Below are 21179 nucleotides of genomic sequence, written 5' to 3' on the forward strand. Positions count from 1 at the left end.
CCCTATTCAAATAGTTCTTTATAAATCTCTTCGGACTGGTGTTCCTGAAGTGTAATATCCAGAATTTCCACCTGACACGTCATGACTTGCTCTAGGTAGAAATGCAGACTATGAACACTGGTATCTACCTGAATGCTATCATTGACCAAAGTCAATCCATTTACTTGTCTAAGTTTCTGATAAACTGTCTGATTGTCACTAGTCTGAACGGCATATTGTCGCCCAACCTGTTCCAGTTTTCGCTGGATGATTTTTCCTTGTTTGAGAAAGAGCAGTTGGTCGGTTAGTTGATCCACTTCGTTTAATTGGTGGGAAGACACGATAATGGTTGAGCCATTCTTGGCTAGTTTCTGGAGCAGTTTTCGGGTTTGAATGTAGCTGGTCGGGTCCAAGCCGTTCAAGGGTTCATCCAAGAGCATGACCTGGGGCTTGTTCATAATACCGATAGCCAGCAGGAGATGTTGCTTCATTCCCAGGGAATAATTTTTGACAGGGATCTTCACGTAATCACGGATACCGATTTCTTGGATGACTTCCTCAATCCGCTCTTTTGGTAAATCTTGGATAGTTTGGACCAGTCGCAAATGCTCCAGCCCTGTCAATTCAGGGTAGAGGACCCGGTTGTCCTGCAGGTAGGCAAAGGTTCGATAGATAGTTGGGTCATTGTGCTTCTTACCGCTTATAGAAATCTCTCCCGAATCAAAGGTTTGCAGATTGGCAATGCAGTCTAGGAGGGTAGTTTTTCCAGAACCGTTTGGTCCAATCAAGGCCCAGATCCCAGGCTCCACCAGTTCTAGGTTTAGCTGGTCTAGTATTTTCTTTTTCCCGTAGGATTTACATAGCTTGTGAATGGATAATCGCATGGTTAGACCTCACTTTTTCTTGTCAGGAGATAGAATTGCAAGCAATAGATGAGCAGGTTACTGATGAGAAGAACCGTAAAGACTTTTGGAATGCTGTATCCTGTTAATTGATGGTGGATGATAGCACTTCCGTCTGCCAGATTGCCTGCATTCCAAAGGCTGAATGGATTGAAGATATGGGGATAGAAGTTGGCAGAGATGACAAGTCCCAGTGTGACAACCAGTCCAGCCAGTCCATTTTTTAAGACTCTAGCCAAGGTCTGTGCCAGTCCCAGCAAAAATAGAAGGTAGAGATAGTGCATACCACAGGCCAGCAAGATGACTTGATAAATAGGTTTGATAGTTGTGGTGATAAAACTGTAAGCCAGTCCCCTACTGCTATAGGTGGTGACGGGATAGATCCAGCTACTATTACCATTTAGCAAAAAAGCGATGAGAAAATGGCTCAGATAGAGGGTGAGAAAGAGGGCGGTATACAGTGTCAGGAAGGCTAGGTATTTATTGGTTGTAATTCGAATTCTAGTCAGCCCTAGGGTCTGTAAAAGGCGAATCTGTCGGCTAGTTCCCTGCTGGTCTTTGATGAAAAAATTGGTGAAAGCCAGGAGAAAGAGGGGAAGGGTGATGACAAGGCCTAGCTGTTTTTGACTCTGCCAGATTTCGTGACTGGTTCCTTTTAAGGCCTGCTGGCCCAGGCTCTTGACGATTTCTCTATCTGTTGGTGTTTGGGGATGTTCAAAGGCTGTTAGGTAAAGCTCAGTTGGAAAGGCTGAGGGTATCTCCTTTTCTAGCAGATACTTGGAAATCAAGAAAGTATTTTCGATGGTTTGTGGGGTAAATTCATAGCTTTGATAGGCAAAGCTGCTGTATTGTCCATCCTGCTGATAGTGCTGGATATTTTTCTCATAAAAATAGGTCCAGTCCTCCTTCTTGACCGCCTCAATCTCCTTTTGGTAGTTGGCAATATAGTCTGTAAAAAATGTTTGTTCAGCCTGATAATCTTCTTGACTGAGGGCTTGTTTCTGATACTGTGTTTCTAAATCTTGAATGATGTTTTCAAAATTTTGGATAGACTGTTCATAGTTCTGGATGACCTTTAATTTAGCTTGCCGATTGTGATAACCTGCTAGAAAGGAACTAGACAGGATAGTCATCAGCATGACCAAGATAGCGACCAAGTTTTTCTTGCTACGGAAAAATAGCTTACCTTCAATTTGAAACATAGATACCTCCAGGGGAGAAATGGTGAAGGGATAGTTGAATAAATGTGTTATTTTCTACTATTATAATATCAACATAAATATAAATCAAGGAATTGTACAAATAACTTGAATATCTTTGACAAATTTGATATACTAAATTCATCAAAAAAGGAGGGTCTTTTATGGAAAAGACACAGATTATTCAGGATGTTTTGGCCCTCATTCAAGACTTGAATCGGGCCTTCCAAGCAGACAAACGAGGAACAGCTGATGAGCAACGGTTCCAACATAATTTGACAGAGACGACACGCATATTGTCGGAGGCAGAGTCTGTTACCAATTCTGAGCTGATTGCGATTGAGAAATTTTATCGTTCGACCAGTTTTCTAGTTGGATTAGGCAATCTACGATTGAGTGAAACCAGCAGGCAGGCTTGGCGGGCCTTTGACCGCTATTACTACCAAACCATCAGAGAAGAACTCAAACTCTATGGCGGCTCTGCTATTGCCCAAGTGTAAAAGATGAAGGAGAGGGTAAAAACCCTCTTTTGTGCTATAATAAGTAGTAAGAATACAGTTGTTAGGAAGAGAAGTAGCGAGGTGTACCATGTCTTATATCCAAGTAATCAATTCGTCGAAATACTACCAAATGGGGGATGCCACCATTGTGGCAAATGACGGTGTGTCCTTTGAGATTGAAAAGGGAGAGCTGGTCATCATTCTTGGTTCGTCTGGTGCGGGAAAATCCACTCTGCTCAATATTTTGGGTGGTATGGACTCGGCTGATGAGGGGCAAATTCTGATTGACGGCGTTGATATTGCCCAATTGACCAGTCACCAGCTGACCAATTACCGCCGAGATGATGTGGGATTTGTCTTCCAATTCTACAATTTAGTGGCTAATTTAACGGCCAAAGAAAATGTAGAGCTGGCAGCGGAAATCGTCCAGGATGCCCTGGATGCGGAAGAGGTCTTGGAGCAGGTTGGCCTGGGTCATCGAATCAATAATTTTCCAGCCCAGCTGTCAGGCGGTGAGCAACAACGTGTGGCCATTGCCCGTGCTGTTGCCAAGAAACCTAAAATTCTCCTCTGTGATGAACCAACTGGCGCTCTGGACTATCAAACAGGTAAGCAGGTCTTGCAAATCCTGCAAGATATGTCCCGCAAGCAGGGGGCAACGGTGATTATCGTGACCCACAATAGTTCCCTAGCCCCTATTGCAGACAGAGTGATTCGAATGCGGGATGCCCGTGTGCATGAGATTATTCTCAATCCTCATCCCCAGGACATCGCCAGTCTGGAGTACTAGGAGGTGGCTATGAAAAAGAAGGTTTATTGGAAGGACATTGGTCAGGCCCTGACGACTTCCAAGGGGCGTTTCCTGTCTATCTTTAGTCTCATGATGCTGGGAGCTCTTGCTCTGACAGGGCTCAAGGTCACGGCCCCAAATATGGAGAGAACTGCCCAGGCGTATTTGCAAGAGCATCAAACCATGGACTTGGCCGTCCTATCTGGTCTGGGAATTTCTCGGGATGACATCAAGGAGCTAGAGTCCGTCGAGGGTGCGCGGGTTGAGGCTGGATATTTTAAGGATGTGACTCTTGAAAAGGACCAGGCAGTTCGCCTCTTTTCGGCCAGTCCGACCATTTCAGGCTATCAGCTCTTGGAAGGAAATTTTCCCAAGCAAAAAGACGAAATTGCCCTGTCACCCTCGCTTCAATCATCCTTCAAAATCGGTGACATGATAGACATGACTGAGCCAAACAAGGGTGGAACCATTCTCACGCAAAACCAGTTCAAGGTAGTTGGCTTTGTGGCCTCTTCGGAAATCTTGGACAACACGACCATGGGTCTGGCCTCTAGCGGCAATGGACAGCTGGCTGGCTACGGTCTGGTCATGGAAGAAGCCTTCGACTCGGACGTTTACACCATCGCCCGGATCCGCTACGATGATTTGGCAGGCTTGGATTATGCCAGTCCAGCCTATGAAGACAAGTTGGAGCAGCACCAGGAAGACTTGGAAAAGCTCCTGTCTGATAACGACGAGCTCCGTTTGGCCAGCATCCAGTCGGAAGGCCAGGAAGAGATTGCCAAGGGAGAGCAGAATATTTCTAAGGCCAAGGCTGATTTGGAAAAGGCAGAGCAGGACCTCCAGTCTGGTAAAGAGCAGCTGGAAACGGGTAGGTCAGAATTTGCCCGTGGCAGAGCCAAGATTATCCAATCTGAAGCAGAATTGCAAGCGGCCTATGACCAACTCATGGTCAGCAAGGCCCAATTAGAAGCCAGCAAAGCAGAGTTGGATGCCAGCAAGCTCCAGCTGGACCAGACAGGTGCCTTCCTAGAAGAAAACTATGTCCAGCTGGAAGTATCTGCCAATCAGCTTAACCAGGCCAAGGCCCAGCTGGATGCAGACCTAGAAAAATTGGATCCCAATGCTGCGGATTACGACACAGCCTATCAGACCTACATGTCAGGCTACAGCCTCTACCAAGCTAAGTTAGGCGAGTACGAGGCAGGTCTTGCCAGCTTCAATGAATGGAACGCCCAGCACCAAGCAGGGCTAGCCCAATACCAGGCGGGTCTGGCCCAATACGAGCAAGGTCTGGCAGCCTATCAGGCTGGTTTCGCTGATTATGAATGGGGGGCTAGTCTTCTGGAATCATCCAGTCTGACCCTCAATCAAGAGGCTCTCCGTCTCAATCAGGCGGATCAGGACTTGAACCAGGTCCAAGCAGAGCTCAGCAACAAAAAAGCAGATGCCACCAAGGACATCAAGGAGGTCGAGGATGAATTGGCCCATGCCAAGGAAGACTTGACCAAGCTGGAGAAATCACCCTATCAGGTCTTTACTCGGTCCAGCCTACCAGGTGGAGACGGCTATACGACCTACAGCAATGCTACTCGCTCTATTGCCGCAGTGGGTAATGTCTTTCCAGTAGTCCTCTATCTGGTAGCGGCCCTGGTTACCTTTACTACTATGGCTCGATTTGTCGATGAGGAGCGCAGCCAGTCGGGTCTCTTCAAGGCCCTGGGCTACACCAACCGTCAGATTATGACCAAGTTCATCCTCTATGGTCTAGGTGCCGGTCTATTGGGCACCTTGGTTGGTATTTTGGCAGGCAATTTCGTCCTGTCGCCTATGATTTCGGATATCATCACCAAGACCACGGTGATTGGCCCTGCCAAGCTCCATTTCTATCCCCTCTGGACCCTGCTAGCCCTGGTCCTGTCCCTCATTTCCTCGGTCCTGCCGGCCTATCTGGTGGTCCACCGGGAACTCAAGGAAAAGCCAGCCCATTTGCTCCTACCCAAACCTCCAGCAGTGGGTTCCAAGATTCTTTTGGAGAAGTGGCAGGCAGTCTGGTCCCGTCTCAGCTTTACTCACAAGGTGACGGCCCGCAATATCTTCCGCTACAAGCTCCGCATGCTCATGACCATCTTTGGCGTGGCCGGCACCGTCGCCCTCCTCTTTGGCGGTCTGGGGATTCGCTCCTCTATCTCTGGGGTGGTCGATCGCCAGTTTGGAGACCTGCTCCATTATGACCTACTGGTGGTGGAAAATGGCAGAGCTTCTGAGGAGGACTTGGACAAGTTGACTGCCTTTCTCCAGTCAAACCAGGTCCGCCAGTCCTTGCCAATTGCCTTTGAACAGACCAATCAGACCCTGCAGATTGGCGATGTGAGAAAAAAACTGTCTGTCGGTATCTATGTGACGGACAGAGAGGATATAGGAAAACTGGTCAGCCTGGAAAATAAGGCTGGTCAGTCCATCCAGCTTAGTGGCAGGGGCATTGTCCTAACGGAAAAACTGGCCCAGCTCTACGGTGTCGGAAGGGGTGATAAGCTCAAGCTGACTCTGGAAGATGAGCAAGTGACCGTCCGTGTGGCCGATGTAGCCGAGATGTATGCAGGTCACTTCATCTATATGACGGACGCCTACTATGAGCAGGTGACGGGCAAGCGGCGGACGGCTAATGGCTATCTGGTCCAGCTCAAGCAGGGGCAAGTCGACCAGGTCCAAGATACAGCCAGTCAGCTCCTAGCCATGCCTGGAGTCAAGAGTCTGGTGCAAAATACTTCGCTCATGAACATGCTGACGGCCATGGCAGGCTCCTTGCAGTCGGTCATGACCATCTTAGTGGTTCTCTCTATCCTGCTGGGCTTGGTCATCCTCTACAATCTGACCATCATCAACATGTCCGAGCGAATCCGGGAGCTGTCTACCATTCGGGTGCTGGGCTTCCACAATAAGGAAGTGACCATGTATATCTACCGGGAAACCATTGCCCTGTCCTTGATTGGCGTGCTGGTCGGTCTGGTATCAGGTTTTTACCTGCACCGCCTGCTCCTGGCCATGATTGGCTCAGACTCCATTCGCTTTAATCCTCATGTGGGTGCAGAAGTCTACATCATCCCTGTCCTAGCCATAGTGGGCATTCTGGCAGGCCTGGGCTGGTATGTCAACCACCAGCTCAGAAAGGTCGATATGCTGGAAGCCCTCAAGTCAGTGGAGTAGAATTTATTTGATGAAACCTTCAGGAAGTCCTAGCAGCCTAGCTAGGATTTTTCTTTTTCCAGCCCTCCCCAGCCCGCCAAAACCTCCTTTTCATGCTATAATAGACCTATGAATAAAAACAAGCTTTTACTAATCGACGGCTCTTCTGTAGCCTTCCGTGCTTTCTTTGCACTCTACAACCAAATTGACCGTTTTAAGAGTCCGACTGGGCTCCACACCAACGCGATTTATGGCTTTAACCTCATGTTGGACCACATGATGAAGCGGGTCCAGCCGACCCACATTGTGGTGGCATTTGACGCTGGTAAGACCACCTTCCGGACGGAGATGTACGCTGACTACAAGGCGGGCCGGGCCAAGACTCCAGACGAATTCCGCGAGCAGTTCCCTTTTATCCGCCAGATGCTGGATGCCATGGGGGTCATGCACTATGAGCTGGCACAGTACGAGGCAGATGATATTATCGGTACCTTGGACAAAATGGCAGAGCGGATAGACACTCCTTTTGATGTAACCATTGTCAGCGGTGACAAGGACTTGATCCAGCTGACAGATGAAAATACGGTTGTGGAGATTTCCAAGAAAGGCGTGGCAGAATTTGAGGAATTTACCCCAGCCTACCTCATGGAAAAAATGGGGATTACCCCAGCCCAGTTTATCGACCTCAAGGCCCTCATGGGGGATAAGTCGGATAATATCCCTGGCGTGACTAAAATCGGTGAAAAGACGGGTCTCAAGCTCCTCATTGAACACGGCAGCTTAGAGGGGATTTACGAAAATATCGACAGCATGAAGGCCTCCAAGATGAAGGAAAACCTCATCAACGACAAGGACCAGGCCTTCCTGTCTAAGACCCTTGCGACCATTGATACCAATGCTCCGATTGAAATTGGCCTGGACGACATTGCCTACACTGGTCCAAATATTGAGGAGCTGGCTCAATTCTACGATGACATGGGCTTTAAGCAACTCCGGGCCCAGCTGGGAGTGACCGAGACCCAAGAGGAAGTAGTACTGGATTTCCAAACGGTTACAGATGTGACGGCTGATATGCTTAAGAAGGACCAGTTCTTCTATTTTGAGATTCTAGGTGAAAATTACCACCGAGAGGAAATTGTTGGCCTGGCCTGGGGCGATAAGGACGGGATTTATGTCGGTGGTCCAGAATTACTGGACAGCCCTATCCTACGTGATTTCTTGGAACATCAGACTATTAAGACCTATGATTTCAAGCGTGGTAAGGTTCTCTTGGCTAGAAAGAGCCTGAACCTCCCTCTTGGCAGCTTTGACAGTCGCTTGGCCAAGTATCTCCTGTCAACAGTTGAGGACAATACCTTGACCACCATCGCCAACCTCTACGGTCAGACTAGCTTGGTGCCAGATGAGGCGGTCTATGGTAAGGGAGCCAAATTGGCCCTACCAGCCCGTGAGGAATTCTTCTCGCATCTGGCTCGTAAGGTCCAGGTCTTGATTGAGACCGAGCAAGCTATGCTGGCAAAACTCGAAGAACATGAGCAATTGGAGCTCTTCTACGAGATGGAATTGCCCCTGGCGGATGTCCTTGCCAAGATGGAAATTTCCGGTATCAAGGTAGAAAAAGAGACTCTCCAAGCCATGCAGGCTGAAAATGAAGTCTTGATAGAGCAGCTGACCAAGGAAATCTATGAATTAGCTGGTCAAGAATTTAATATCAATTCGCCTAAGCAGCTGGGCACCATTCTCTTTGAGGATATGGGCCTACCATTGGAATACACTAAAAAGACCAAGACGGGCTATTCAACGGCCGTTGATGTCCTGGAGCGTCTGGCGCCTATTGCCCCAGTCGTGTCGAAAATTTTGGAATACCGTCAGATTAGCAAGCTCCAGTCTACCTATGTCATTGGCTTGCAGGATGCTATCCTAGCAGATGACAAGATTCACACCCGCTATGTCCAGGACCTGACCCAGACAGGGCGTCTGTCTTCAACAGATCCCAACCTGCAGAATATCCCGGTCCGCCTGGAGCAGGGTCGTCTCATTCGTAAGGCCTTTGTGCCTTCGCTTGAGGATAGTGTACTCTTGGCATCGGATTATTCTCAGATTGAATTGCGGGTCTTGGCGCATATTTCTCAAGATGAGCACCTGATTGAAGCCTTCAAACGAGGCGATGATATCCATACTTCAACAGCTATGCGGGTCTTTGGCATTGAAAAAGCAGAAGATGTGACAGCAAATGACCGCCGCAATGCCAAGGCTGTCAACTTTGGTGTGGTCTACGGCATTTCTGACTTCGGACTTTCTAACAACCTCGGAATCACGAGAAAAGAGGCTAAGAATTACATCGATACCTATTTCGAACGCTTCCCTGGTATCAAGAATTACATGGAGACCATCGTTCGCGAGGCGCGTGACAAGGGCTTTGTAGAAACCATCTACAAGCGCCGTCGAGAATTACCAGATATTAACTCTCGCAACTTCAACGTCCGAAATTTTGCCGAGCGAACAGCCATCAACTCTCCAATCCAAGGATCCGCTGCTGATATCCTCAAGGTGGCTATGATTAACTTGGACAAGGCCCTGACTGAGGCTGGTCTATCTACCCGCATGCTCCTTCAGGTCCATGATGAGATTGTTTTGGAGGTACCAATGGCAGAGCTGGAAAGGGTCAAAGCCATGGTCAAGGAGACCATGGAAAGCGCCATTGCCCTGTCTGTGCCACTGATTGCGGACGAAAATGCCGGTCAGACCTGGTATGAAGCTAAATAAGAAAGGAAATAACGTGAAAAAATCAATTCTTCTACTTGCCTTGTTTAGTGTGATTCTCGTTGGCTGTGGCCAGAAGAAAGAAAACAAGGGAACCAATCCTTCGGGTGATGATTTCTCAACTCAATTGCCTATTTTAAAAGAAAAACAAGACACCACAAATGAACAGTTCAATGTTCTTGTCAATGTCCCAGTCGTTGCTGTCAATGACAATCCGCCAGCTGATGAGACGCAAAAAGGTCACAAGATACATGCGGCCAACAATGGTGTTGCGGAACGTGATGAAAACGGCAATATCAAAGAAAATTGGCGCTACTACGATGTGCCTGCCAACTGGACCATCAATAAAGAAAACACAGAAGATGAGACCCTAGCTGCGGTTTACGATGTCAAGGAAGGCGCTAACAACTACATGGTTCAACTCTACAATATCAATGCTTTCAACAAGTCACCACTGGAAGAAGGTGTTAACATGAACGAAGAAGAGTTGGCTGCCCGTATGGCGGAAACCAACCACAATTTCATTGAGCAGTCAGTTGTGATCATCAATGACCAGGAGTGGAAGGCCGGTCGTCAGATTATGAACGATCAAAAAATGGCCCGCCTGACCTTCTATCGGATGGAATCAACTGGAGAGTATGATGATTCTGTTGTTGTAGGCTCTATCTACTACTCGTTGGATCCAGGCTTGGACAAGGACCGGACAGCACTCAAGAAAGCTATCGGTCAGCTTAAGGATGTAGTTTATTCCCTTTCTAAGAAATAAGAATACTCAGAGGACGACTATGATGTAAGAATGGCTGCAAACACGGACCTATGGGCAAATGATTCTGTTGGGAGTAGGACTTACATTTCTGAGCTTCCTACTGGCAAGTCTGACCAAGATGGCCTATCTGGCCAATATAGGTCTGGCTGCTACGGCAGTTTTGGTGGCCCTCTTTCCCCAAATGCCAGGTCGTTCGATACTGAGCAAGAGAGAAGTCAGGCTTATCCGCCCGGTGTGCCTGCTTGCCCTCTTGATTTTCCTATTTGTCTATCATTATCACTCTTAAAAGGAGGTAGTTATGACCTATTCTTTTCAAAATCCAGATCAGAATGTCATCTTTGATTATCTGAGAAACGCCAAGACCATTGCGGTTGTGGGCTTGTCTACTCGTGAGGATGCCACATCCTATCGGGTTTCCAAGCTCATGCAGGAGGCTGGTTATAAGATTATTCCTGTTAATCCGACGGCAGTTGGCCAAACCATTCTTAGTGAGCCAGTCTATGCTAGTCTGCTGGATATTGACCAGCCGATTGACATTGTCGATATTTTCCGTCGCAGTGAATTCTTGCCCGATGTAGCGCGTGAATTTATCCAAACAGATGCTAAAATATTTTGGGCTCAGCTGGGCTTGGAGAGCCAAGAAGCAGAAGAGATCCTGCGTCAGGCTGGGCGCTCTGCCATTGTCATGAACAAGTGCATCAAGATTGAATACTTGGCCATGACAGGAGCATAGTAGTAACTGAGAACATAAATAAAAAGCGATGCCGCAAGTGTGAGCGGATATCGCTTTTTGAATGGTCGAATTATATTGATTTGGTACTTTTTTCTTCCAGAATAGCCTGATAGAAATAAATCTGGGCAGTCTTGTGATAGGGAAGAACATAGAAATCCGCAAGTCCGCCGGTGATAATGATCAAGATAAACCAACCCAAGAAGCTCAAATCCAAGAGGAATCGTTTCCATTTGTAGCCCTTCATCAATTGACGGCTTTCATTCAAAATGGCTCTGGCACTGGTATAAGTGTCCTCTTCCAAGCGTTGGAAGAGAATGTTCTCAGCCTGGGAATAGGCATAGACCTGTGGCAAATAGATGGCCAGACCAATGCAAATCAGGAACAAACCAGCAATAAAAACCAAAAAGCCGATAGCTATCATGCCAGTCAGGCTTTCCTGTACTTCAACCGAGTTGGCTTGAAGCAGTTCTGCGGACAGGTTGCCGATGAGGATACTAGACCCTAGCAGCAAGAAGGCACCGATGTAGAAGATCAAGCCCCAGAGAATGAGCAGGATTGTTTTTAAACTGAAAACCGCCAAGAATTTTCCAAATGATGGATGGCTGAAGATAGCTAGGCTATCAGAAAGTTTCCCTGTCGCTTTTTTGTCCAACATCAATAGGAATAGGCTGTAGGAGACGGAGAGCAGCAGAAGGGCAAGGAGCAACCTGTAGAAGCTTGTAAATCCTAAAATGGACAGTAGGTAATAAATGCTAGCCTGGGTGTCCTGGCTAATGTCTGCAACACGCTCCATATCTGTCTGGGAATTTGTAAATAGATTGATCAGCAGAGTGAGCAGGACAGGAAGCAAAACGATTTTAAAGCTAGTAGGATTCCTTCTCAGGCTCAGGCGAGCTTTTTGGCGAATAGATGATAGTGTAAACATAAAGCCTTCCTTTCTTCCATATTTTAACACAGTTTCAAGTGACAAGAAAGGTAAATTTTGATAGACTAGATTAGTTGCAGGCTCAGTGGAGCCCTGTTGATTTTCCCAGGACTGTTTTTCCTGGTAGGAGGTAAATATATATGACAGATGTACCAATCAAGTATCGCTTGATCAAGAAAGAAAAGCACACAGGTGCTCGTTTGGGTGAGATTATCACGCCACACGGGACCTTCCCAACGCCTATGTTTATGCCAGTGGGAACGCAAGCGACGGTCAAGACCATGTCGCCTGAGGAGCTGAAAGAAATGGGGTCGGGCATTATTTTGTCCAATACCTATCATCTCTGGCTTCGTCCTGGTGATGAGCTGATTGCGCGTGCCGGCGGACTCCACAAATTCATGAATTGGGACCAGCCGATTTTGACGGATTCGGGCGGGTTCCAGGTTTATTCGCTGGCAGATAGCCGCAATATTTCCGAGGAAGGTGTGACCTTTAAAAACCATCTCAATGGTAGTAAGATGTTCCTGTCGCCGGAAAAAGCCATTTCCATCCAGAATAATCTTGGTTCTGACATCATGATGAGCTTTGACGAATGCCCGCAATTCTACCAACCGTATGACTATGTCAAGAAGTCCATTGAACGGACCAGCCGTTGGGCGGAGCGTGGTCTAAAGGCTCACCGTCGCCCGCATGACCAAGGGCTCTTCGGGATTGTCCAAGGGGCTGGCTTTGAAGACCTCCGTCGTCAATCAGCTAGCGACTTGGTCAGCATGGATTTTCTGGGCTATTCCATCGGTGGTTTGGCTGTCGGTGAGACCCATGATGAGATGAATGCAGTCTTGGATTTCACAACGCCGCTTTTGCCGGAAAACAAGCCTCGTTACCTCATGGGTGTTGGAGCACCAGATAGCTTGATTGATGGTGTGATTCGTGGGGTTGATATGTTTGACTGTGTATTGCCGACCCGTATCGCCCGCAATGGTACCTGTATGACCAGTCAGGGGCGTTTGGTCGTGAAAAATGCGCAATTCGCAGAAGATTTCACCCCGCTTGACCCCAATTGTGATTGCTACACCTGTAAAAACTACAGCCGTGCCTACCTGCGTCACTTGCTCAAGGCAGATGAGACCTTTGGTATCCGCTTGACCAGCTACCACAACCTCTTCTTCCTAATCAACCTTATGAAAAATGTTCGTCAGGCCATTATGGATGACAATCTCTTGGAATTCCGCCAAGATTTCATGGAACGTTACGGTTATGGGAAGAATGGACGAAATTTTTAATCAAGTATGAATGTAATTCTTAAAAGAGCGGGTCTGATATTAGGGACTTTGTTGGTATCGATGAGTCTCCCTTTCATATTTTGGCTCCTTTATTTAGTCGAAAACTGGCTAATTTTACTACTTATTATTGCTACGCTAGTTGGAAATGCCTTGATTTATAGATTTTTATATCACTATTGGACCAAAGGTATTTATGTTATTTTTTTCATTTTGGCATCCAGCTATTTATATATGATGTACTTGAGTAACAGAGCTGAGATAGAAGATGCAACTATCATTGCTATATATGGACTTGCTTTCGTAATAATACCACTTCTTATCAATGTTATTGCTATTCTTGTTATTCTAATGATCCATGCTTTTCGACTATTAACAACTTTTCTAAAAAAATAGGTAAGTAAATGACCTCCTACAAAATAGTAGGAGGTTCTCTTTTTATACATCAAAATACAAGAGTTCTTTAGGCGTTTTGGTAAAGACATTAAAGCCGTTCTCGGTCACATGACCGCAATCCTCAATGCGGACGCCGACCTTGCCCGGAATGTAGATACCTGGCTCAACAGAGAAACACATGCCCTCTTGAATAACCAAATCATTGCCTTCCATGATAGATGGAAATTCATGAACGCTCATTCCCAAACCGTGGCCCAGGCGGTGGTTGAAATACTCACCATAACCAGATTTTTCAATAACAGAGCGAGCAGCATAGTCAATTTCACCAGCAGTCACACCGGGTTTAATCATCTCGACAGCTGCCATGTGGGCCTCTAAACAGAGATTGTAAATGTCTTTTTTGAATTGATCAGGCTGACCGACCGCAATTGTCCGTGTCATATCAGAAGTGTAGCCTAGCGTTTCTACGCCCAAGTCAAACAAAAGCAGGGCATTGTTTTCAATCTTATTAGTAGCGGGAATGCCGTGAGGATTAGCTGCATTATTACCGGTCAAGACCATGGTATCGAAACTCATTTTTGAAATGCCTTGTTTTTTCATTTCAAATTCAATCTGGGCGATAATGTCGGTTTCTGTGACATTCAAGGAAATGTTGTCAAATCCGACCTGCATGGCCTTATCCGCAAATTCACCTGCGATAAACATTTTTTCAATTTCATCGCGGGATTTAATCAATTTCATGGTATTGATCAGCGGAGTGATGTCTGAGAAAGGCTGATTAAAAATAGACTGGAGACCGTGGTAGCGGGTCAAATTCATATTGTCAAATTCAGCACCGATTGTCTTGAAGGCCTTGTTTGGCAGACTTGCCTGGATGATTTTCCAAGGATTTTCAGAATCCATGTAGCCAGTTACGGGGAATGAAACAGTTGCACGAGCGCGCTCGACATCGAGAGCTGGTAGGAAGAGGAGCGGTTCATGGTCTGGCATGACAAAGAGGAACATGTGGCGTTCGTGTGGGTCAGCGTGATAGCCGGTCAGGTAGTAGATACTGGAAGGATCTGAGAAAATGGCCAATTCAAGTTGATTGTTTTCTAGGTAATCTTGCACATATTGTAATTTAGACATAGGCATACCTTTCTTTTGATGATAAGAAAAATGAAATTTTCGTTTATTATATGGACTATTGTTTCAAAAAATCAAAAAATTTGCAAGTCCTAGCGAAAAAAGTCCTATTTTTCTCTTGAAAGTGTTTACAAAAAGTGATACACTATAAGAGAGTGAAAGCGTAATTTTCATAGAAAAAGAAAGGTGAAAGGAAACACAAATATGTTGAATACTGATGATACGGTAACGATATATGACGTTGCCCGCGAAGCTGGGGTCTCTATGGCGACCGTTTCCCGCGTTGTAAATGGAAATAAGAACGTTAAGGAAAATACCCGCAAAAAAGTCTTAGAGGTCATCGAGCGCTTGGATTACCGTCCTAACGCCGTTGCCCGTGGTTTGGCCAGCAAGAAGACGACGACTGTTGGTGTGGTTATCCCAAATATTGCTAACGCCTACTTTGCAACCCTGGCTAAGGGGATTGATGATATTGCTGATATGTATAAGTATAATATCGTCCTTGCCAATAGCGATGAGAACGATGAAAAAGAGATTAATGTGGTCAACACCCTCTTTTCAAAACAGGTGGATGGTATCATTTTCATGGGCTACCATTTGACAGATAAGATTCGGGCGGAGTTTTCTCGTTCACGTACACCGATCGTTCTGGCTGGTACAGTTGATTTGGAAAAACAATTGCCGAGCGTTAACATTGACTACGCTGCAGCAAGCAAGGATGCGGTTACCCTGTTGGCTAAAAACAACAAGAAAATCGCCTTTGTATCTGGACCGTTGGTTGATGATATCAATGGCAAGGTCCGCTTTGCTGGTTATAAGGATGGCTTGCAAGAAGCGGGCTTGGACTTTAGCGAAGGCCTAGTCTTTGAATCTAAGTATAAGTATGAAGAGGGCTATGCCCTTGCTGAACGTATCTTGAACGCAGGTGCGACGGCAGCCTTGGTGGCAGAAGATGAAATTGCAGCAGGTCTCTTGAATGGTATTTCAGACAAGGGTCTCAGCGTTCCAGAAGATTTTGAAATCATTACAAGCGATGATTCACTGGTGACCAAGTTTACACGACCTAACCTGACTTCTATCAATCAGCCATTGTATGATATTGGTGCCATTGCCATGCGGATGCTGACCAAAATCATGCACAAGGAAGAATTGGAAAACCGTGAAGTCATTCTGAATCACGGCATTAAGGTTCGCAAATCTACCAAATAGTTCAAAGGATCCGGACGAGCTTCCGGATTTTTTATTTTTTCAGGGATAGCTTCCTATTCCTGATAAAAATGTGTTATAATGAATATTATTAAACCGAAATCTAACTAGGCTAGAAGTGTAAGTGGACATCAGGTTTTCAATTTTCAGCTAAGGATGGGAAATGTTCTTGCTGAGATGAGGAGTTTCCTTTTGCGACTAGTCTTGATGTTCTAAAATATAAAAATGGAGGTGACCTATGACCAAGCCAGTTCCACCGTCAATCTTGTCAGATTTGCGCCAGGATATTGTGCAGATGCCTAATATTATCAAAGAATGTAGCGGTATCATGATTTACGGACGCAGAATCCGCTCGATTTTGTTTACGACGGATGTTGCGATTATTGCCAATCATAATGCGGACGCTGTGTTAGCAGTCTATCCTTTTACGCCTAGTCCAGCTATCCTGAAGAGCATCATGCTGGTAGCTTCAGTTCCTGTACTTGCAGGTGTGGGTGGTGGCTTGACCACAGGTCTCCGCTCTGCTAATATGAGCCTCTTTTCCGAATCAGAAGGTGCCTATGCGGTTGTTGTCAATGGTCCGACCAATGTCGATACTATACAGGAAATCAACAAGGTTGTGGATATTCCTATCATCTATACGGTAGTTTCTGAGAAATCAAATATTAAGGCCCGGATTGAGGCTGGTGTTGATATTCTCAATGTTTCTTGTGGAGCAGATACTGCGCGGGTTGTGGCCAAGATTCGTCAAGATTTCCCCGAATTTCCGATTATTGCAACAGGCGGTCCGACCGAAGACAGCATTCGCGCAGTCATCGAGGCTGGAGCGAATGCGGTTACCTACACGGCACCTAGTAATGGGGAATTGTTCAAAGCCAAAATGGAAAAATACCGTAAGCACGCAGCAGATTAATCCAGTCTTGCAATCCTTTCCCTTCTAGGTTACAATAGAAGGGTAACCTTCCCTTAGTTAAATGGATATAACAAATTCCTCCTAAGAATTAGTTGCAGGTTCGATTCCTGCAGGGGAGATAGATACGACTTGAGAAACGTTGTCAAATCAGCGTTTCTTTTTGAATTTTTGAGAAAGAAAAAAGCCTACTAATCAGACTTTTTTACCTATTCAATGAATTTGTTGCCCGTAGATGGTTTGTTTACGGTTGAGGAAATAAGCGACTCCGAGCACAGGTAGGGCAAATGGAAGAATGGCAGAACCGAACACCTCGTAGCTAATCAAAATAGGAGCAAGGAGTGTATTGGTCGCAGTGCCAAATACAGCACAATAACCTAGTGCAGCAACCAATTCTGGTGGGAGACCAAGCCACTGTGCCAAAACAAGTCCTGCACTTGCACCGATGGCAAAGAGTGGGGTGACTTCACCGCCTTGGAAACCTGCAATTAAGCACAAGCAGGTAAAGACCAACTTGAGTAGCCAGTCATAAGCAAAAATTGTATTTCCAGATAGACTAGCCTCAATTAAATTAGTCCCCAAACCAGAATAGCGACCGAGGTGTGCTAAATAGAGAAAGAGCGAGAGTAACAAGCCCAGTGCAAGCATTCTCCAGTAAGGATTGGGAAGAATAGTAGATATTTCTGCTTTGGCATGTGTGAGGATCCAAGCGAAGCAGTTACCGATCAGTCCGAGACAGATGGCCACTAACATCCACTTGAATAGATCTTCAAATTGGAAGGGAAAAGCTGACAGGGAATGGCTGAATTTTTCCAAGCCTAGCCAATGCGAGGTAGAAGAGGCGATGATAGCAGCAAGGAGACAGTAAGGCAGGGCAACCCAAGAAATGCTCCCGACCACCAAGACCTCGACAGCAAATAAACTAGCTGCCAAAGGCGTTTGAAAGAGCCCAGCAAAGCCAGCAGCCATCCCAATTTGTGTCATAGTGTCTTTAGGAAGTGCGCTTTTCCAGTGCTTACCCAGCCAGTGCGACATGCTGGCACCCAATTGAACAGCGACCCCCTCGCGTCCTACTGATGCGCCAACCAGATGTCCCAGCCAAGTGGTTGTGGTAATCAGTGGGATTAGAATAGGGGGAATAGTGGTGTCTTGTCCTTGTCCTGCCTGAAACACCAAATTCATCCCAGCTTGGACGGATTTCCCCCATTTTTGATAGACAAAGATGATGAGAAGTCCAGCAAGACTGAGCAAGGGAATGAGGTAGGAGAAGTAATCGGTACGGATAGTGCCTATAGCCAACAAGACTCTGCCAAAAATTGTTTCAATCACTCCTGCGGCGAGACCAATGATAAGGGAAAAGAGACTGAGCTGTCCAGTGCGTGAAATCTTGTTATTCATAGTCAGCCAATTTTTCCGCCTGGTAGGCCCTGGACCGGGCCATAATGTCACTGAAAGTTGCGACAATGGCAGAGCGGTAAGCTGGATTTTCCACCAGGCTACCGACTCTATCTAGAACAGCTTGTTCGCGGCTGGCATCCAGGACTGGCTTTCCAGTCGCACGTTTGTAGGCTGTGACCTGATCGACCAACTCCATGCGTTGTTCCAGTAAGCTGACAAGTTGGCAGTCCAAGTCGTTAATGTCTTTCCGAATGTCTTCTAATAGCATCCCATTCTCCTTTAAGAAAACCAGTAACACCTGTTACTGGTTGAGTTTGTAAACAAAGTCTCTTTTCGGACTTTCCTGAGGTGATGTCGGACGGTAGCGACTTCCTTCGGAATTCCATACCTAGTCATTGAGCCTAAGGTCTCAATGACTCCGAACGCTAGAAACGACAACGTTTCTAGCGTTTTCATCACAGCAGAAAGTCCCGACTTAAGGCTCACTCCGCTCGCGAAATAAACTTAATTTTTATTTTTCTTAGCAGAGCTACTCAGTTTATTTATCCAGAGTTTAGTTTGTCTACGTTCTGAACCAGTAACACCTGTTACTGGTTATTTTGTTCTGCATCTTAATCTAATTTTGCGGCTAAATCGCTGGCAAATTTTTCCAAGTTAACGATGTCTTCGTCTTCAGCAGCCAGGTCTACCTTGACATTTTCAGCACCTTTGACCGCACCACGTGACCCCAACATAGTGTCGAAATCATCTACCGCACTACAGAAATCATCATAGAAGGTATCGCCAGAACCACAGACACCGTAGACCTTACCAGTCAAGTCCAGGTCAGCTAGGTCAGCGTAGAAATCAATGATTTCATCTGGCAATTCACCGTCGCCACCATAAGAATAAGTATAGGTCGCAACGACAATTAAGTCAGCATCTAGGATTTCTTCCGTCTCAATTGTGGTACATTCATGAACCTGTACCTCCAAACCTAATTCCTCTAGTTTGCTAGCTACGATATCCGCAATTTCTTCTGTGTTACCAGTCATACTAGCGTAAACAATTTTTGCTAGTGCCATAATTTCCTCCAAGTTACATAGTAATCCCATTATACCACACTCCCTTATTTTTCAAAAGGGGGAGATTGTGCTAAAATATTGGGAAAGGAGTTGCTATGACTATTACTACAGATATTTTAGAAACCATTAAGAAGTACGACACTATTATTATTCACCGTCACCAGCGGCCAGACCCAGATGCCATTGGTAGTCAGGTGGGTTTGAAGAAATTATTGCAGGTCAATTTTCCTGAAAAAAACGTCAAGGCGACAGGTGTGGATGAACCAACCCTGGCTTGGCTGGCTAGCATGGACTCAGTCGCAGATGAGGAGTATCACGGAGCCTTGGTCATCGTGACAGACACGGCCAATACGCCGCGAGTGGATGACAATCGCTATACCACTGGGGATTTTCTCATCAAAATCGACCACCATCCAAACGAAGAGCCTTACGGTGACCTGCTCTGGGTCAACACAGCTGCCAGCTCTTGTAGCGAAATGATTACGGAGTTTGCTCTGGGCAACAACCTCAAACTAGACGGGGAAATCGCCCGCCTGCTTTACGCAGGGATTGTCGGTGATACGGGTCGTTTCCTTTACCCTGCGACGACTGCTCGCACCTTTGAAATTGCGGCCCGCCTGCGTCAGGAGGACTTTGATTTTACCCGGATGAGCCGCCAAATGGACACCATTGACTACAAGATTGCCAAGCTGACAGGCTATGTCTATGACCATTTAGAGGTGGATGAACATGGTGCTGCTCGGGTGACCTTGACCCGTGCCACTCTTGAAAAATACGGCGTGACAGATGCGGAAACCTCCTTTATCGTTGGCGCTCCGGGTCGTATCGGTGATGTCCAGTCCTGGGGGATTTTTGTGGAACAAGCCGATGGTAACTACCGTGTCCGTCTCCGCAGCAAGTATATTCCTATTTCGGCTATTGCCCAGCGACATGACGGCGGGGGGCATCCATTAGCCAGCGGTGCTAATTCCTATTCCCTAGCCGAAAATGAAGCCATTTATCAAGAAATCCAGCAGGTTGTCCGAGATGCAAGTAAGTAGCAGAAGCGTCCGTCTCATGGGGACGGTCATTGAAACCAAGATTTGGCATGAGAATCCTGAGCCAATTTTAGACCAGGTGGAAAACCTCCTTATTCTGTACAAGGACCGTTTTTCAGCCAATGACCTGACTTCGGAACTCATGGAAGTCAATCTCAATGCAGGTATACAGGCGGTTCCTGTTGCAGAGGATTTGTACGAACTGATCAAGCTGGGCAAGGAACACAGCCTGGCTGACAAGAGTTTTCTCAATATCACCATTGGTCCGCTGGTCCAGACCTGGCGGATTGGTTTTTCCGATGCCAAGCTGCCTAGTCAGGAAGAAATTGATAAAAAACTGGCTATCATTGACCCCGCTGATATTGAATTGGACGATGAGGACATGCTGGTCTATCTGAAAAAAGAGGGCATGGCCATTGACCTGGGAGCCTTAGCCAAGGGCTATGTGGCAGACCGCATCGTCGAATTTTTGGAGCGAATGGGTGTGACTGCTGGCTTGATTAACCTGGGTGGCAATGTAAAGACATTTGGACAGGCACCTCATAATCCTGATGGTAACTGGCTTATCGGTATTCAGGATCCTGGAAAAGAACGAGGGCAGAACATCTTGGTTCTGCAAATCATTCAAGAATCGGTGGTCACCTCTGGCATTTACGAAAGGAGCCTAACGGTTGAAGGCAAGACCTATCACCATATCCTCAGTCCGCAGACAGGCTATCCCATTGCCTCTGAACTGGCCAGTATTTCCATTGTCTCCAAGCGGTCAGTCGATGGCGAGATTTGGACCACACGTCTCTTTGGTCAGTCCATGGCTGAGATTTACAGGACGGTTTGCCAGACGGAGGGTATTGAGGCTGTTATGATTGGCCTGGATGGCAAGGTTTTTGTGACGCCGGGATTGGTGGACAGGGTTGTGGCTGGGAAACAGCATTTGTCAGACGGTTTGGCCAGCCCTTCAAGAGGTGGTTTTGGGGCGCGTGTGACTTCGGATGTGGCCTCCGGAGCCTCTGCTTTGTAAAA

The 21179-nt window shown here is 46.6% G+C and carries 19 protein-coding genes and 1 tRNA gene; 13 read left to right on the forward strand and 7 right to left on the reverse strand.

Going from position 1 to position 21179, the window contains the following annotated elements:
• Window positions 1-2: 2 nt before the first annotated feature.
• Complete coding sequence (locus tag NQZ91_10685; GenBank protein ID UUM57778.1) at window positions 3-863, reverse strand: ABC transporter ATP-binding protein; 861 nt, start codon at window positions 861-863, stop codon at window positions 3-5.
• Window positions 864-865: 2 nt separating this feature from the next.
• A complete protein-coding gene (locus NQZ91_10690; GenBank protein ID UUM57779.1) occupies window positions 866-2083 on the reverse strand; it encodes a hypothetical protein in 1218 nt (405 codons plus the stop codon).
• 161 nt (window positions 2084-2244) lie between these two features.
• Between NQZ91_10690 and NQZ91_10695 the strand changes: the two genes are divergently transcribed.
• The 7 genes from NQZ91_10695 (at window position 2245) to NQZ91_10725 (ending at window position 10818) form a co-directional block, all read left to right on the forward strand.
• Window positions 2245-2580: a helicase BlpT gene (locus NQZ91_10695; GenBank protein ID UUM57780.1), complete on the forward strand. Its 336-nt coding sequence runs from the start codon at window positions 2245-2247 to the stop codon at window positions 2578-2580.
• 88 nt (window positions 2581-2668) lie between these two features.
• The gene (locus NQZ91_10700; GenBank protein ID UUM57781.1) at window positions 2669-3370 is read left to right on the forward strand and encodes an ABC transporter ATP-binding protein; all 702 of its coding nucleotides are present in this window, start codon (window positions 2669-2671) and stop codon (window positions 3368-3370) included.
• A 9-nt stretch (window positions 3371-3379) separates the two neighbouring features.
• Window positions 3380-6577 (forward strand): FtsX-like permease family protein, encoded by a 3198-nt coding sequence (locus tag NQZ91_10705; GenBank protein UUM57782.1) that lies wholly within the window; start codon window positions 3380-3382, stop codon window positions 6575-6577.
• A gap of 108 nt (window positions 6578-6685) precedes the next feature.
• A complete protein-coding gene (gene polA / locus NQZ91_10710) occupies window positions 6686-9322 on the forward strand; it encodes a DNA polymerase I (GenBank protein UUM57783.1) in 2637 nt (878 codons plus the stop codon).
• Between the two features lie 13 nt (window positions 9323-9335).
• A complete protein-coding gene (locus NQZ91_10715) occupies window positions 9336-10085 on the forward strand; it encodes a glucose-6-phosphate isomerase (GenBank protein UUM57784.1) in 750 nt (249 codons plus the stop codon).
• Between the two features lie 67 nt (window positions 10086-10152).
• The gene (locus NQZ91_10720; protein UUM57785.1) at window positions 10153-10371 is read left to right on the forward strand and encodes a hypothetical protein; all 219 of its coding nucleotides are present in this window, start codon (window positions 10153-10155) and stop codon (window positions 10369-10371) included.
• A 12-nt stretch (window positions 10372-10383) separates the two neighbouring features.
• On the forward strand, window positions 10384-10818 hold the full coding sequence (locus NQZ91_10725) for a CoA-binding protein (GenBank protein UUM57786.1): 435 nt from the start codon (window positions 10384-10386) through the stop codon (window positions 10816-10818).
• 70 nt (window positions 10819-10888) lie between these two features.
• Here the strand turns inward: NQZ91_10725 and NQZ91_10730 are convergent, their stop codons facing one another.
• On the reverse strand, window positions 10889-11743 hold the full coding sequence (locus NQZ91_10730) for a DUF975 family protein (GenBank protein UUM57787.1): 855 nt from the start codon (window positions 11741-11743) through the stop codon (window positions 10889-10891).
• Between the two features lie 140 nt (window positions 11744-11883).
• On the opposite strand from NQZ91_10730, the gene tgt reads away from it, so the two are divergent.
• Window positions 11884-13026 (forward strand): tRNA guanosine(34) transglycosylase Tgt, encoded by a 1143-nt coding sequence (gene tgt, locus NQZ91_10735; protein UUM57788.1) that lies wholly within the window; start codon window positions 11884-11886, stop codon window positions 13024-13026.
• A 435-nt stretch (window positions 13027-13461) separates the two neighbouring features.
• On the opposite strand, the gene NQZ91_10740 is transcribed toward tgt, so the two are convergent.
• Window positions 13462-14547: a Xaa-Pro peptidase family protein gene (locus NQZ91_10740; GenBank protein UUM57789.1), complete on the reverse strand. Its 1086-nt coding sequence runs from the start codon at window positions 14545-14547 to the stop codon at window positions 13462-13464.
• A gap of 201 nt (window positions 14548-14748) precedes the next feature.
• Between NQZ91_10740 and ccpA the strand changes: the two genes are divergently transcribed.
• From ccpA to NQZ91_10755, 3 genes are all read left to right on the forward strand, one after another.
• The gene (gene ccpA, locus NQZ91_10745; GenBank protein ID UUM57790.1) at window positions 14749-15753 is read left to right on the forward strand and encodes a catabolite control protein A; all 1005 of its coding nucleotides are present in this window, start codon (window positions 14749-14751) and stop codon (window positions 15751-15753) included.
• Window positions 15754-15988: 235 nt separating this feature from the next.
• On the forward strand, window positions 15989-16663 hold the full coding sequence (locus NQZ91_10750) for a hydrolase (protein UUM57791.1): 675 nt from the start codon (window positions 15989-15991) through the stop codon (window positions 16661-16663).
• A gap of 47 nt (window positions 16664-16710) precedes the next feature.
• Window positions 16711-16782: transfer RNA gene (locus NQZ91_10755), tRNA-Arg, on the forward strand.
• A 91-nt stretch (window positions 16783-16873) separates the two neighbouring features.
• Here NQZ91_10755 and NQZ91_10760 read toward each other — a convergent pair.
• The 3 genes from NQZ91_10760 to NQZ91_10770 form a co-directional block, all read right to left on the reverse strand.
• The gene (locus tag NQZ91_10760) at window positions 16874-18058 is read right to left on the reverse strand and encodes a chloride channel protein (protein UUM57792.1); all 1185 of its coding nucleotides are present in this window, start codon (window positions 18056-18058) and stop codon (window positions 16874-16876) included.
• Entirely contained in the window at window positions 18051-18326 is a 276-nt protein-coding gene (locus NQZ91_10765) for a chorismate mutase (protein ID UUM57793.1), read from the reverse strand. Before NQZ91_10765 ends, NQZ91_10760 begins: the two co-directional genes overlap by 8 nt.
• Window positions 18327-18669: 343 nt before the next feature.
• Window positions 18670-19122 carry a flavodoxin gene (locus NQZ91_10770; GenBank protein UUM57794.1) on the reverse strand — a complete coding sequence of 151 codons (453 nt, stop codon included), beginning with the start codon at window positions 19120-19122 and terminating at the stop codon, window positions 18670-18672.
• Window positions 19123-19217: 95 nt separating this feature from the next.
• Here NQZ91_10770 and NQZ91_10775 point away from each other — a divergent pair, with 95 nt between their 5' ends.
• The gene (locus NQZ91_10775; GenBank protein ID UUM57795.1) at window positions 19218-20162 is read left to right on the forward strand and encodes a bifunctional oligoribonuclease/PAP phosphatase NrnA; all 945 of its coding nucleotides are present in this window, start codon (window positions 19218-19220) and stop codon (window positions 20160-20162) included.
• Entirely contained in the window at window positions 20149-21177 is a 1029-nt protein-coding gene (locus NQZ91_10780; GenBank protein UUM57796.1) for an FAD:protein FMN transferase, read from the forward strand. The genes NQZ91_10775 and NQZ91_10780 overlap by 14 nt, the downstream gene beginning before the upstream one ends.
• The last annotated feature ends 2 nt before the right edge of the window (window positions 21178-21179 follow it).

Source organism: Streptococcus suis, assembly GCA_024583055.1.
Taxonomy (GTDB): Bacteria; Bacillota; Bacilli; order Lactobacillales; family Streptococcaceae; genus Streptococcus; species Streptococcus suis_V.